Annotated in this window: 16 protein-coding genes, 1 tRNA gene and 1 riboswitch; of the genes, 11 read left to right on the forward strand and 6 right to left on the reverse strand. The window is 69.1% G+C overall.

Annotated elements, in window-relative coordinates:
- Nucleotides 1–27: 27 nt before the first annotated feature.
- Nucleotides 28–1326: a PTS transporter subunit EIIC gene (locus ACZ56U_RS14700; RefSeq protein ID WP_469084382.1), complete on the reverse strand. Its 1299-nt coding sequence runs from the start codon at nt 1324–1326 to the stop codon at nt 28–30.
- A 127-nt stretch (nt 1327–1453) separates the two neighbouring features.
- Between ACZ56U_RS14700 and ACZ56U_RS14705 the strand changes: the two genes are divergently transcribed.
- From ACZ56U_RS14705 to rdgB, 4 genes are all read left to right on the forward strand, one after another.
- On the forward strand, nt 1454–1687 hold the full coding sequence (locus ACZ56U_RS14705; RefSeq protein WP_391236103.1) for a PTS sugar transporter subunit IIB: 234 nt from the start codon (nt 1454–1456) through the stop codon (nt 1685–1687).
- Between the two features lie 79 nt (nt 1688–1766).
- Nucleotides 1767–2504, forward strand: coding sequence for a ribonuclease PH (gene rph, locus ACZ56U_RS14710; RefSeq protein WP_469084383.1), 738 nt, complete (start codon nt 1767–1769; stop codon nt 2502–2504).
- A 147-nt stretch (nt 2505–2651) separates the two neighbouring features.
- Nucleotides 2652–3050: a hypothetical protein gene (locus ACZ56U_RS14715; protein WP_391236097.1), complete on the forward strand. Its 399-nt coding sequence runs from the start codon at nt 2652–2654 to the stop codon at nt 3048–3050.
- A gap of 34 nt (nt 3051–3084) precedes the next feature.
- Nucleotides 3085–3687: an RdgB/HAM1 family non-canonical purine NTP pyrophosphatase gene (gene rdgB, locus ACZ56U_RS14720; protein ID WP_469084384.1), complete on the forward strand. Its 603-nt coding sequence runs from the start codon at nt 3085–3087 to the stop codon at nt 3685–3687.
- Between the two features lie 47 nt (nt 3688–3734).
- Here the strand turns inward: rdgB and ACZ56U_RS14725 are convergent.
- The 4 genes from ACZ56U_RS14725 to bcp form a co-directional block, all read right to left on the reverse strand.
- A tRNA-Leu gene (locus ACZ56U_RS14725) sits at nt 3735–3810 on the reverse strand.
- Nucleotides 3801–4499, reverse strand: coding sequence for an HNH endonuclease (locus ACZ56U_RS14730; RefSeq protein ID WP_469084385.1), 699 nt, complete (start codon nt 4497–4499; stop codon nt 3801–3803). The genes ACZ56U_RS14725 and ACZ56U_RS14730 overlap by 10 nt, the downstream gene beginning before the upstream one ends.
- On the reverse strand, nt 4496–5137 hold the full coding sequence (locus tag ACZ56U_RS14735; RefSeq protein WP_469084386.1) for an HNH endonuclease signature motif containing protein: 642 nt from the start codon (nt 5135–5137) through the stop codon (nt 4496–4498). Before ACZ56U_RS14735 ends, ACZ56U_RS14730 begins: the two co-directional genes overlap by 4 nt.
- Before the next feature lie 193 nt (nt 5138–5330).
- Nucleotides 5331–5798: a thioredoxin-dependent thiol peroxidase gene (bcp, locus tag ACZ56U_RS14740; protein ID WP_391236091.1), complete on the reverse strand. Its 468-nt coding sequence runs from the start codon at nt 5796–5798 to the stop codon at nt 5331–5333.
- 96 nt (nt 5799–5894) lie between these two features.
- Here bcp and ACZ56U_RS14745 point away from each other — a divergent pair, with 96 nt between their 5' ends.
- From ACZ56U_RS14745 to ACZ56U_RS14755, 3 genes are all read left to right on the forward strand, one after another.
- Entirely contained in the window at nt 5895–6224 is a 330-nt protein-coding gene (locus ACZ56U_RS14745; protein ID WP_469084387.1) for a DUF3618 domain-containing protein, read from the forward strand.
- 44 nt (nt 6225–6268) lie between these two features.
- Entirely contained in the window at nt 6269–6619 is a 351-nt protein-coding gene (locus ACZ56U_RS14750; protein WP_391236085.1) for a GroES family chaperonin, read from the forward strand.
- A gap of 53 nt (nt 6620–6672) precedes the next feature.
- A riboswitch (guanidine-III (ykkC-III) riboswitch) is annotated at nt 6673–6753 on the forward strand.
- Nucleotides 6754–6785: 32 nt separating this feature from the next.
- Complete coding sequence (locus ACZ56U_RS14755) at nt 6786–7106, forward strand: DMT family transporter (protein WP_469084388.1); 321 nt, start codon at nt 6786–6788, stop codon at nt 7104–7106.
- A 41-nt stretch (nt 7107–7147) separates the two neighbouring features.
- Here ACZ56U_RS14755 and ACZ56U_RS14760 read toward each other — a convergent pair whose 3' ends face one another.
- Entirely contained in the window at nt 7148–9523 is a 2376-nt protein-coding gene (locus tag ACZ56U_RS14760) for a transglycosylase domain-containing protein (RefSeq protein ID WP_469084389.1), read from the reverse strand.
- A 222-nt stretch (nt 9524–9745) separates the two neighbouring features.
- Between ACZ56U_RS14760 and ACZ56U_RS14765 the strand changes: the two genes are divergently transcribed.
- The 4 genes from ACZ56U_RS14765 to ACZ56U_RS14780 are packed head-to-tail and all read left to right on the forward strand — an operon-like array spanning nt 9746 to nt 13165.
- A complete protein-coding gene (locus ACZ56U_RS14765; protein ID WP_469084390.1) occupies nt 9746–10546 on the forward strand; it encodes an ABC transporter permease in 801 nt (266 codons plus the stop codon).
- Between the two features lie 49 nt (nt 10547–10595).
- Nucleotides 10596–11360 (forward strand): ABC transporter permease, encoded by a 765-nt coding sequence (locus tag ACZ56U_RS14770; protein ID WP_469084668.1) that lies wholly within the window; start codon nt 10596–10598, stop codon nt 11358–11360.
- 6 nt (nt 11361–11366) lie between these two features.
- The gene (locus ACZ56U_RS14775; protein WP_469084391.1) at nt 11367–12353 is read left to right on the forward strand and encodes an ABC transporter ATP-binding protein; all 987 of its coding nucleotides are present in this window, start codon (nt 11367–11369) and stop codon (nt 12351–12353) included.
- Nucleotides 12354–12385: 32 nt separating this feature from the next.
- A complete protein-coding gene (locus ACZ56U_RS14780; RefSeq protein ID WP_469084392.1) occupies nt 12386–13165 on the forward strand; it encodes a DUF1707 SHOCT-like domain-containing protein in 780 nt (259 codons plus the stop codon).
- Nucleotides 13166–13168: the final 3 nt, after the last annotated feature.

The following is a 13168-nucleotide window of genomic DNA, read 5'->3' on the forward strand; positions in this document are numbered from 1 at the left end:
TAACCGCGTTGAAAGGGGTCTTCGGCCTCAGACCTTCGTCACGTCCTCGACCTCGTCCTCGGGCTCACGCCCCGGCGTCTTGAGGTCGAACTTTGTGATCGCGAACCGGAAGATCACGTAATAGAGGGCCGCGAAACACAGCCCGATCGGGATGATCGCCCACGGTTTCGTCGCCAGGTTCCAGTTGATGACGTAGTCGATCAACCCGGCCGAGAAGCTGAACCCGTCGTGCACCCCGAGCCCCCACGTCACCGCCATCGACACACCCGTCAGCAGCGCGTGCACCGCGTACAGCAGCGGCGCGATGAAGAGGAACGAGTACTCGATCGGCTCGGTGATGCCGGTGACGAACGACGTCAGGGCGACGGAGAGCATGAGACCGCCGACCTCCTTGCGGCGGCCCGGCCTCGCGCAGTGCGTGATCGCCAGCGCCGCCGCCGGCAGGGCGAACATCATGATCGGGAAGAACCCGGACGTGAACTGCCCCGCGTTCGGGTCGCCCGCCAGGAACATGCTGATGTCACCGTGCACCTCGGTACCGTCCGGCTTGGTGTACGAGCCGAACTGGAACCAGATGGGCACGTTCAGGAACTGGTGCAACCCGATCACCAGCAGCGCCCGGTTCGCGATACCGAAGATGCCCGCACCCCACGCGCCCGCGTCGGTCAGCCAGTCACTGAAGTTCTCCAGCCCGTCGCCGATCGGCGGCCAGACCCACAGACACAGCGCCGCGAACACGATCGCCACGAACGCCATGATGATCGGCACCAGCCGGCGCCCGTTGAAGAAGCCGAGCCAGTCCACCAGCTTCGTACGGTGATAACGCGCCCAGAAGAACGCCGCCAGCAGACCCATCACGATGCCGCCGAAGACACCCGGGTTCTGGAACGTGAACGCCGCCACCGTCCCGTCCGCCGACGCCTGGCAGCCGATACCGGTCACCGCCTTCGCCCCGTCGGGACAGTCCTCCGGGAACTGACGCAGCACCGTGTAGTAGACAAGGAACCCGACCACCGCCGCCAGCGCCGTCGAACCGTCCGACTTCTTCGCCATGCCGATCGCCACGCCGATGCAGAACAGCAGCGGCAGCCCGAGCTGGCCGTCCAGCAGCGCGCCACCCGCACCCGCCATCACCTTGGCGACGTTCGTCCAGCCCAACCCGTCGTCCCCGAACACGTCCGGCTGCCCCAGCCGGTTGAGGATGCCCGCGGCCGGCAGAACGGCGATGGGGAGCTGAAGGCTGCGGCCCATCTTCTGCAACCCCTGGAACACCGACTGCCAGCGCCGGCGTGCGGGCGAGATCTCGGCCTCGGTCTCAGAACTCATGAGTTGGCGACCGCCTGTCAGGTGGTGTAGACCAGTTACGGACGATTGGGTTGCTGTGACGTCATCTTTCGGTACGTTCGGCGCAATCGCTCGCGAAGTTGGGCCAACTGTGCATGAGGAGACCGACATGGCCACCAAGGCAGAGAAGATCGTCGCCGGGCTCGGCGGCATCGACAACATCGAAGAGGTCGAGGGCTGCATCACCCGCCTGCGCACCGAGGTCAACGACGCGTCGCTCGTCGACGAGGCCGCCCTGAAGGCCGCCGGCGCCCACGGCGTCGTCAAGATGGGCACCGCGATCCAGGTCGTCATCGGCACCGACGCCGACCCCATCGCAGCGGAGATCGAAGACATGATGTGAGCCCCTGAGGCCACCTGCGCAAGGGGCTCCACCCACCGCGGGAGGAGCCCCTTCCGCATGTGCCGCTAGGCTCAGCGCCATGTCTCGAATCGACGGCCGCACCCCCGAACAGCTCCGCCCCGTCACCATCGAACGCGGCTGGAGCAAGCACGCCGAGGGCTCCGTCCTCGTCTCCTTCGGCGACACGAAGGTCTTCTGCACCGCCTCCGTCACCGAAGGCGTCCCCCGCTGGCGCAAGGGCAGCGGCGAGGGCTGGGTGACCGCCGAGTACTCCATGCTCCCCCGCGCCACCAACACCCGCGGCGACCGCGAGTCCGTCCGCGGCAAGATCGGCGGCCGCACCCACGAGATCAGCCGCCTCATCGGCCGCTCCCTGCGCGCGGTCATCGACTACAAGGCACTTGGCGAGAACACCATCGTCCTCGACTGCGACGTCCTCCAGGCCGACGGCGGCACCCGCACCGCCGCCATCACCGGCGCGTACGTGGCACTCGCCGACGCCGTCACCTGGGCCCAGGGCAAGAAGCTCATCAAGGCGGGCCGCCAGCCGCTGACCGGAACGGTCTCCGCGGTCTCGGTCGGCATCGTCGGCGGCGTACCGCTGCTGGACCTCTGCTACGAGGAGGACGTCCGCGCCGAGACCGACATGAACGTCGTCTGCACCGGCGACGGCCGCTTCGTCGAGGTCCAAGGCACCGCGGAGGCCGAGCCCTTCGCCCGCGACGAACTGAACTCCCTTCTGGACCTGGCCGTTTCGGGCTGCACGGAACTCGCTGTCCTCCAGCGCAACGCCCTTGATACCGTCCTCGAAAAGTAAAGGGCGCACCAAGAAAAAACCGGTCGAACGGGCAACCCGCCGGCCCGCCCTCGCGTCACTACGGGTACGGGCGCACGGCACACCACCGTGCGCCCGGCCAGTACACACACGGGGGCCCTTGGGGCTGAGCAAGGGAGGGCCATCACCATGGCCGAGAGCCGACGCCGTCGAGGTACCGCCATCGCCGCAGTGGTGGCGGCCGTCGGACTGACGGTAGGACTCACGACCGGCTGCGACGCGGTCAACAAGGCCCTGGACTGCGTCCAGACCGCCGAGGCCGTCGCCGACAGCGTGACCGACCTCCAGCAGGCCGTCGAGAACGCGTCCAACGACCCGACGCAGATCGAGGAGTCCCTCACCACCATCGACAACAACCTCGACGACCTCGGCGACAAGACCGACAACGCCGATGTGAACGCGGCCGTCGACGACCTCAACACCGCGGTCGGCAACGTCCGTACGGCGGTGAAGAACGGCGACGAGACACCCGACCTCACCCCCATCACGGACGCGGCGGGCGAACTGACGAAGGTCTGCACGTCGTAGGCGAGCGCCCGACGAGGCCGGGATACTGGACCCCATGACCCGCCTGATCCTCGCCACACGCAACGCCGGAAAAATCACCGAACTCCACGCCATCCTCGCCGACGCGGGCCTGCCCCACGACCTCGTCGGCGCGGACGCCTACCCGGACGTGCCGGACGTCAAAGAAACAGGCGTGACCTTCGCCGAGAACGCCCTCCTGAAGGCCCACGCCCTGGCCCAGGCAACCGGCCTGCCGGCGATCGCCGACGACTCGGGCCTGTGCGTAGACGTACTGAACGGCGCCCCGGGCATCTTCTCCGCCCGCTGGGCAGGCAGGCACGGGGACGACAAGGCGAACCTGCAACTCCTGCTCGCCCAGCTCTCCGACATCGCCGACGAACACCGAGGCGCCCACTTCGCCTGCGCCGCGGCCCTGGCCCTGCCGGACGGCACGGAGAGGGTGGTCGAAGGCCGGCTGAGGGGTGCGCTGCGCCACGCCCCCGTCGGCACCAACGGCTTCGGCTACGACCCGATCCTCCAACCGGAGGGCGAGTCGCGCACCTGTGCCGAGCTCACGGCCGAGGAGAAGAACGCGATCAGCCACCGAGGCCAGGCGTTCCGGGCGCTGGTGCCGGTGGTGCGGGAGCTGTTGGGCTGACGAACGGCGAAGGGCGCGGCGCCCCGTGGGGAACCGCGCCCTGAAGGTGGGGCCGACGAGACTCGAACTCGCACTGTCCACTACCTAAAAGTGGTGCCTCCTGCCAAATTGGGCTACGGCCCCACGTACAGCTTACTGGTACCCGGTCGCGGCCTGTTGCCTCCCCTGCACCAGGTACTGGTGATCGCGTGACAGTTGGGGCACAGCAACCGCAGGTTCTCCCGCCGGTCGTCGCTCCAGTCCCCGTTGATGTGATCGACCTCCAGGGTCATGGGCCTGCCGAGCCACTCGGGGGCGGTGCCGCACTCGGCGCACTCCTCGGGCACGCCCACTTCCAAGAGCGCTCGACGGAGCAGATGGGTCCTGGTCCGGCGCGTGCCGTCGTGTTGGACCAGGATGTCCCCGGCGCGCCTGACGGGCGTGGTCCCCGGTCCGCCGCGTTGGTGCGCCTGTCCCAGGAAGTGGGAGGTGTCGAGACCGTCCTCGGCCACCCAACAGCGCAGCTGGGCGCGCAGCCTGCTGTTGTAGGGCTCCATTCCCAGGGCGCGGAGCGTATCCGCGATGGAGGTTGCTCCCTCGACCGCTTGGCACAACTCGTCAGCGGTCGGTCTCGTGGGCGCAGCCATCATCGCCCGCCTTTGACGGGGCATGTGCGAGACGTCGATCCCGAAGTGCTCGAAGCGCCGGAACAGGTGGCGACGAAGTTGGCCGTACGGCCGGGTGCCGAAGAACGCGATGACCTCGTCGATGTCGGCACACCGCGCGGCGGCCTCGACCAGACGTTCCCGGGTGTACTGCACGCCGCTGCTCATGAAGCCCTGCCTTTCCCGCGCCCCCGGTAACTGTCCGTCGTCGAGTGGCAGTTCGGGCACAGAAACCGCAAGTTCTCGATGCGGTTGTCGCGCCAGTTGCCGTCGATGTGGTCGACCTCCAGGGGGAGCGGGTGGCCCCGCCAGACCGCGTTCATGCCGCACATGGCACAGCGCTCCGCCATGCCCGTGGTCGTCAGCGCCCACCTGAGCCGATCACTTGGGATGCGCCGCGCCTGACCGACCGGCTGCGCGACAAGCAGAGCCTCGGGCGTGCGGGGGCGCCAGACCTTGCCCCGCTGCGTCGGTACCTGGAAGTGCGAGACGTCGATGCCGTACGCCTTGATCCGGCGGCTGATGTGCGTGTGATGACCGCCGACCACCTCAAGCCCGAGATGCCGCAGCACCTCGCACATGTTCGTCGACGCCGAGACCGCCTCCTGAAGGAGTTCCCGCGTCCATCTCACCCCCTCCCGCTCGAAGTGCGAGACATCCACCCCAAGTCTCTTCATCCGCTCAAGCACGTACCGCCGCGTCGAGCTCTTCGGATCCACCCCCAACCTCTGGCACGCCTCCGTCAACGTCCGAGCCCCACGAGCTGCCTCCTCAAGCCGCTCCCTCGGATACGCGCTGGCCCCCATACCGGTCCCCTCCGTTCCCGGCCGCCTGTTCGCAGCCCGTACGGAGTAACGAACCGCTAATCGGACAGTCACGCTCGACCGGGAAGGAGTCAGGGCGCGCCGCACATGCGAAGCCTCCCGGAGCTGGACGGCTCGCCGCTCGGGAGGCTTGGTGGGGTGGGGTGGGGTGGGGTGGGGGCAGGTGCCCTGGGTGTCAGATGCCCAGGTCCTTGATGATCTTCGCTACGTGGCCCGTCGCCCGGACGTTGTAGAGGGCCCGTTCGACCTTGCCCTCCTCGTCCACGACGATCGTGGAGCGGATGACGCCCAGGTAGGTCTTGCCGTAGTTCTTCTTCTCGCCGAAGGCGCCGTAGGCGTCGAGGACCGTCTTGTCCTCGTCGGCCAGCAGCGTGATCCTCAGGGATTCCTTGTCGCGGAACTTGGCCAGCTTCTCGGGCTTGTCGGGGGAGATGCCGATGACGTCGTAGCCCGCGCCGGCCAGGACCTCCAGGTTGTCCGTGAAGTCGCACGCCTGCTTGGTGCAGCCTGGGGTCAGCGCCGCGGGGTAGAAGTAGACGATGACCTTGCGGCCCTTGTGGTCCGAGAGGGACACGTCATTGCCGTCGGCGTCGGGGAGGGTGAAGGCGGGGGCCACGTCCCCGGGCTGGAGTCGCTCGCTCATCGGACCAGCCTAACCGGGGGTGCTGACAGTGCGGTCGCCCGGCGAACTGACAGACTGTCCAGAACAAGCATCAGCAGACACCTCGGAGGCCGTACGGTGGCGGACACGTCGGACACCAGAACCCCGGCGCAGATCGAGGCGGACATCAAGCTCCGCCGCGTGAAGCTGGCCGAGACACTCGACGAGATCGGGGTGCGTGTGCACCCGAAGACGATCGTCGGCGACGCCAAGGCCAAGGTCGTGTCGAACATCGACCACACGCTCGGACGGGCCTACGTCGGCGTGAACCGGGCCGTCAGCAACACCAGGGCCCAGTTCGTCGACGGCGAGGGCGCCCCGCGTCTGGAGCGCATCGTGCCCGTGGCGCTCGTCGCCGTGGGCCTGGTGGGGCTGCTGGTCCTGGGCACCCGCCGTCGCAAGGGCTGACCCGGGCTCGGACGGATTCCCCTCAGGCAGGTAGGTTCTCAGCCGTGAGCGCCAACAGAAACAGCACCCAGGACGACAAGCTGCCCATCCGGATGCTGCACGACCGTGTACTCGTGCGGCAGGACACCGGTGAGGGGGAGCGGCGTTCCGGGGGCGGCATCCTGATTCCCGCCACCGCGGCCGTCGGCAAACGGCTGGCCTGGGCCGAGGTCGTCGCGGTCGGGCAGAACGTCCGGACGGTCGAACCGGGGGACCGGGTTCTGTACGACCCCGAGGACCGTGCGGAGGTCGAGGTGCGGGGCGTCGCGTATGTGCTCATGCGTGAGCGCGACCTGCACGCGGTGGCCGCGGACCGGTTCGAGGGGTCCGAGGATTCGACCGGCCTGTACCTGTAGTTCCAAGGCCGAAGGGGCTGGTGACCATCGTCACCGGCCCCTTCGGTCGCTCTGTTGCTACGTTTGAGACGTCATCCCGACGAGACGCGCCGTACCGGGAGGCCTGGGAAAGGGCCACGCAAAGACGACGCACCCCCGTTCAGAGAAACCTCCGGAGGTGCCCGTCATGGCCTGGGTTCTGCTTGTCGTCGCCGGTCTGCTCGAGGTCGGCTGGTCGGTCGGGATGAAGTACACCGACGGCTTCACCCGGCTCGTGCCGAGTCTGTTCACCGGCGCCGGGATCGTCGCCAGCATGCTGCTGCTGTCCTGTGCCGCCCGTTCCCTTCCCATCGGTACCGCCTACGGCGTCTGGGTCGGGATCGGGGCGGCCGGTGCGGCGGTGGTCGGCATGGTCGCGCTGGGGGAGCCGGCGACCGCCGCCCGGATCTTCTTCGTGTGCCTGCTGCTGGTCGCCGTCGTGGGGCTGAAGGCGACCAGCGGTCACTGAGGCGACCAACGAGACGCGGTCACTGAGGCGACCCGCGGCCCTCAGTCGTCGGTCGGTGGGTCGCCGCCCGCCGTCGTGCCGCCGGTGGTCTGGCCGGTGGTGGTGTTCCCGGTGCCGCCGCCCGTGGTGGTGCCGCCGGTCGTGCCCCCGGTCGTCGTGGTGTCGCCGCCGGTCGTCCCGCCGCCCGTGGTGGTGTCGCCGGTGGTGCCGCCGGTCGTGGTGGTGTCGCCGCCGGTCGTCCCGCCGCCCGTGGTGTCGCCGGTCGTGCCGCCGTCGGTCTCGCCCCCGGTGTCCTGGCCCCCGTCGGTCGTGCCGCCGTCGCCCTCGTCCTCGGTCTCCGCGGGCGGCTCCGCGCTCGGCTGCTGCGGCGGCGTCTCGACGACGTCGGCGCCCTCCTGGAGCTCGAGGTCGAAGTCGGCGGCCTGCTTGCCCTTCAGGGCGGTCCTGGTGAACTGGGCCCAGATCTCGGTGGGCGCCCCGCCGCCGTTGATGCGGGGCAGGCCCATCACGCCGTAGAGCGACTTGTGCTTGGCGGTGACCGGGTCCTGGCCCATCACCGAGACGACGGTGGCGAGGTCGGGGGTGTAGCCGGCGAACCAGGCGGCCTGGTCCTCCTCGGCGGTGCCGGTCTTGCCGGCGGCCGGGCGGCCCGCGGCCAGGGCGGCGGTGGCGGTGCCGTTGTCGACGACGCTCTGGAGGATCGACGTCGTGGTGTCGGCGGCCGCACGGCTGACGACCTGGGAGGTCTTGTGCTTCGGCAGCTCGACGACGTCCTTGCCGTCCTTGGTGAGGCTCTTGATCAGCGTGTACGTGCCGTGCTTGCCGTGGTTGGCGAGCGTGGCGTACGCCTCCGCCATGTCCAGCACGCTGGCGGTGTTCACGCCGAGCGCGATGGACGGCGACGCGGTCAGGTCCGGGGTGCCGGCGGGGATGCCGAGGTCGATCGCGGTCTGCTCGACCTTGTCGGAGCCGACGTCGACGGCCATCTGCGCGTACACCGAGTTCACCGACTTGTCCGTGGCGGTGCGCACGGTGATGTCGCCGTAGGAGACGTCGTCCTCGTTGGCGGGGGCGTAGCTGCCGCCGGTCCAGCCCTGGACGGGACGCTTGTTGGTGCCGTCGTAGATCGTGTTCGGGGTGATGGCGCGGCCGTCCTGGGTGGTGGACTCGTTCTCGACGGCCGCGGTGAACACGAAGGGCTTGAAGGTGGAGCCGACCTGGAAGTCCCGGCGGGTGGCGTTGTTGGTGTACTGCTTCACGTAGTCGATGCCGCCGTACATGGCGACGACCTGCCCGGTCCTGGGGTCGACGGCGGCGCCGCCCGCGCGGACGTAGGTGTCGACCTTGCGGTTCTTCTTGTCGAGCTTGTCCATCAGCTTGTCGTTGACGGCGTCGACGAAGGCGTCCTGCTTGCTCTTCTGGATGGTGGTGGTGATGCGGTAGCCGCCGGCGTCGAGCTCGTCCGCGGTGAGGATCTTGTTGTCGGCCAGGTAGTCCTTGACGGCGTTGACGAGGTAGCCGCGCTGTCCGGACATGCCGGTGGAGACGGTGGCCTCCTTCGGCATCGGGAACTCCAGGCCGGCCCGCTTCGACGCGCTGAGCCAGCCCTCCTTGACCATGCCGTCCAGGACGTAGTTCCAGCGGGCGACGGCGGCCGGCTTGTTCTGCGGGTGGGCGACGACGTCGTACTCGCTGGGCGCGTTCAGCAGGGCGGCGAGATAGGCGCCCTGGGCCGCGGAGAGGTCGGTGGCGTCCTTGCCGTAGTAGGCCTGGGCGGCGGCCTGGATGCCGTAGGAGTTGCGGCCGAAGTAGCTGGTGTTGAGGTAGCCCTCGAGGATCTCGCCCTTGGACTTCTCCCGGTCCAGCTTGATGGAGATGAAGAACTCCTTCACCTTGCGGGTGACGGTCTGCTCCTGGGCCAGGTAGTAGTTCTTCACGTACTGCTGGGTGATCGTCGAACCGGACTGGGTGCCCTTGCCGGTGGCGGTGTTCCAGCCGGCGCGCACCATCGCCTTGGGGTCGATCGCGGACTCGGAGTAGAAGTCGCGGTCCTCGGCGGCCAGTACGGCGTGCTGGGCGTCCTTGGAGACCTGGGCCAGGCCGACGCTCTCCCGGTTGACCTCGCCGTCGCGGGCGAGCTGGGAGCCGTCCGCGTACAGGTAGACGTTGGACTGCTTGATGGCCAGGGCGTTGGCGGGCGGGATCTTCACCAGGGAGTAGCCGAGGAAGAACAGGCCGAACAGCAGCAGTATCCCGATGACGAAGGTGCCGAGCACCATGCGCCAGGTGGGGATGATCCGCCGCCAGCCGGTGCGCTTGGGCCGCTTGGGCTTCTTCCCGCCGGGCTCTTCAGCCGCCTGGGTCTCATGGGGTGCCCAGCCCTGGTTCGGCTGCTGCGGCTGCGGCTCGTCGCTCATGTCGTGCACGGACTCCTGTTTTACGTCTTTACGCTTTACGTCGTACGTCGTCGTCGTACGCCCTCGTACGCCTTCTGCGTCCCCTGATGAAGACTCTCGCACCAGGCGTTCCGTTCCCGCGAAGCGGCACGCGTCTGCCCGGAAATCGGGTGGCGTGCCTCACCACCGGCGGATAGGCTCCTGCGCTTCGGTGTCCGGGCGGGCCGAGGAGGGCTGGGACTGATGGGTTCGGGGCGGTTGTACGTGGCCGTCGCGGCGGGGGGATTCAGACGGTACGCGACCTATCGGGCGGCCACCGCGGCCGGGGTCTTCACCAACACCGTGTTCGGGCTGATCCTCGTCTACACCTACACCGCGCTGTGGGACGAGAAGCCGCGTCTGGGCGGTTACGACCTGGCGCAGGCCCTCACCTACGTATGGCTCGGCCAGTCGCTGTTCAAGACGCTCGCCAACGGGGGCGGGGGTGTGGAGGGCGAGCTCATGGAGCGCATCCGCACCGGTGACATCGCGATCGACCTGTACCGTCCGGCCGATCTCCAGCTGTGGTGGCTCGCCGCCGACCTGGGCCGCGCCGGTTTCGAGCTGCTGGGGCGCGGGGTGATCCCCTTCGTGTTCGGGGCGCTGGTCTTCGACCTGGCGCTGCCGACGCGGGTGTCCGCGTGGGCGGCGTTCCTGGTCGCGGTGCTGCTGGCGATGCTGGTCAGCTTCGGCATCCGGTATCTGGTGGCGCTGAGCGCGTTCTGGCTGCTGGACGGCACCGGGGTGGCGCAGATGGTGATGTTCGCCGGGTGGTTCTGCTCGGGCATGATCCTGCCGCTGAACGTCTTCCCGGGCACGCTGGGCGAGGTCGTACGGGCGCTGCCCTGGTCGTCGCTGTTGCAGGCGCCCGCGGACGTGCTGATGGGGCACGCGGATCCGCTCGGAACGTACGCCTTCCAGGCGATGTGGGCGGTGGTGCTGCTGGCCGCCGGCCGGATGGTGCAGGGGGCCGCGACGCGCAGGGTGGTGGTGCAGGGTGGCTGAGACGAGCCGGGTCGTGGAGGGGCTGCGCGCCTACCGCCTGGTCTCCGCGATGTGGATCCGCTCCACGATGGCCTACCGTGCCTCCTTCGTCATGACCACGCTGGGGAACTTCACGGCGACCGCGCTGGACTTCGTCGCGATCATGCTGATGTTCTCCCGGGTCGACGCCCTCGGCGGCTACGACCTGTCCCAGGTCGCGTTCCTGTACGGCCTGGCAAGCACCGCGTTCGGGCTGGCCGATCTGCTGCTCGGCTCGATGGAGAAGCTGGGCCGGCGGGTGCGGGACGGCACGCTGGACACGCTGCTGGTGCGTCCGGCGCCGGTGCTCGCGCAGATGGCGGGGGACCAGTTCGGGCTGCGCCGGCTCGGCCGGATCACCCAGGGGGTGATGGTGCTGGGGTACGCGCTGGCCACGGTCGACATCGACTGGACGCCGCTGAAGCTGCTGCTGATGCCGGTGATGGTCGTGAGCGGTGCCGGGATCTTCGGCGCGGTGTTCATCGCGGGCGCGGCCTTCCAGTTCGTGGCGAAGGACGCCTCCGAGGTGCAGAACGCGTTCACGTACGGCGGGACGACGATGCTCCAGTACCCGCCGACCGTGTTCGCGACGGAACTGGTGCGCGGGGTGACGTTCGTGCTGCCGCTGGCCTTCGTGAACTGGCTGCCGGCCACCTATGTGCTGGGGCTGCCGCTGCCGCTCGGGCTGCCGCGCTGGGTGGCGTTCCTGTCGCCGCTGGTGGCGGTGGGGTGCTGCGCGCTGGCGGGGCTGAGCTGGCGGGCGGGCCTGCGGACGTATCAGAGCACGGGGAGCTGAGGGGTCATGGACGAGGGACGCGACGAGGCCTTCATCGAACTGGACGGCGTGGAGAAGGTCTTCGAGGTCCGCAAGAAAACCGGCTTCCTGAAGCGGGAGCGGCGCGAGGTGCGGGCGGTCGACTCGATCTCCTTCCGGGTGGCGCGCGGTGAGATGGTCGGCTACATCGGTCCGAACGGTGCGGGCAAGTCGACCACGATCAAGATGCTGACCGGCATCCTCACGCCGAGCGGCGGCCGACTGCGGGTGGCGGGCATCGACCCCTCCCGTGAGCGCTCGCGTCTGGCGCGCCGGATCGGCGTGGTCTTCGGCCAGCGCACGACCCTGTGGTGGGACCTGCCGCTGATCGACTCGTACCGGCTGATGCACCGCATGTACCGCATTCCCGACGCCCGTTACCGCGACAACCTCGACCGTTGTGTCGAACTCCTCGAACTGGCCGACCTGTTGGACGTCCCCGTGCGCCAGCTCTCCCTCGGCCAGCGGATGCGCGGCGACATCGCGGCGGCGCTGCTGCACGACCCCGAGGTGCTGTACCTGGACGAGCCGACGATCGGCCTGGACGTCATCTCCAAGGCCAAGGTCCGTGGTTTCCTGCGGGAGTTGAACACCGAGCGCGGTACGACGGTCCTGCTGACCACGCACGACCTTCAGGACATCGAGCAGCTGTGCTCCCGGGTGATGGTCATCGACCACGGCCGCCTGATGTACGACGGCCCGCTCGCCGGGTTGCACGAGGCGGGGGAGAGCGAGCGGACGCTGGTGGTGGACCTGGAGCGGGAGCTGCCGCCGATCGAGGCGCCGCCGGCGCGGGTGGTGCGGGTGGAGGGGCCGCGGCAGTGGCTGGCGTTCCCGGCGGGGCAGTCGGCGGCGCCGCTGGTGGCGCGGATCGCGGCGGAGTACCCGATGGTGGACCTGTCGGTGCGGGAGCCGGACATCGAGGCGGTGATCGCGAAGATGTATGCCGAGCAATCCGAGAAAGCGGTCTCGTAGCCGCTCGCGCCGGTAGCTCGTAGGCTGCTTCCATGACCGACGAACTCCCGGACCTTCGGGCCTCCGACACTGATCGTGAGCGGGTCGCCGAGATCCTGCGGGACGCCCTCGCGGAGGGCCGTCTCGACATGGAGGAGTTCGAGGAGCGCCTGGACGCGACGTACCGGGCGAAGACGTACGGCGAGCTGACCCCGATCACCCGTGACCTGCCGACCGCTCCGGGCGCGGCGTCGGTGAACCTGGTCAAAGGGCCGGTTGCGGACGGGAGTTGGGTCTCGCGGATCACGGGCGGCGAGGGTTCGTCGACGTGGGCCGCGGCCGTGATGTCCGGGTTCCAGCGCAAGGGCCGGTGGACGGTGCCGAGGCGGTTCACCTGCTTCGCGTTCTGGGGTGGCGGCGAGATCGATCTGCGTGAGGCGAACTTCGCGGACCGCGAGGTCGAGATCAACTGCGTGGCGATCATGGGCGGGGTGCAGGTGGTCGTGCCGCCCGGCGTCGAGGTCGTCGTGCGGGGCATCGGCATCATGGGCGGCTTCGACCACCGTGAGGACGGCGTGCCGGGCGATCCGGGCGCCCCGCGGGTGATCGTCACCGGGTTCGCCTTCTGGGGCGGCGTCGGCGTGGAGCGGAAGCTGACCCGGGCGGAGCGGCAGCGCCTGCGGGCGGAGCGCAAGCAGAGGAGGCCGGTCGGCGAGGAGTCCCGGCGCGAGCTGCACGAGTCCGCCCGTGACGACGTGTGGGACGCGCACCGCCGCCTGCTGGACGGCCACCGGGACCGCCACGATCACCGGGACCGGCGCGAGGAGTACTAGCCG

The organism is Streptomyces sp. NPDC034103 (assembly GCF_055575395.1).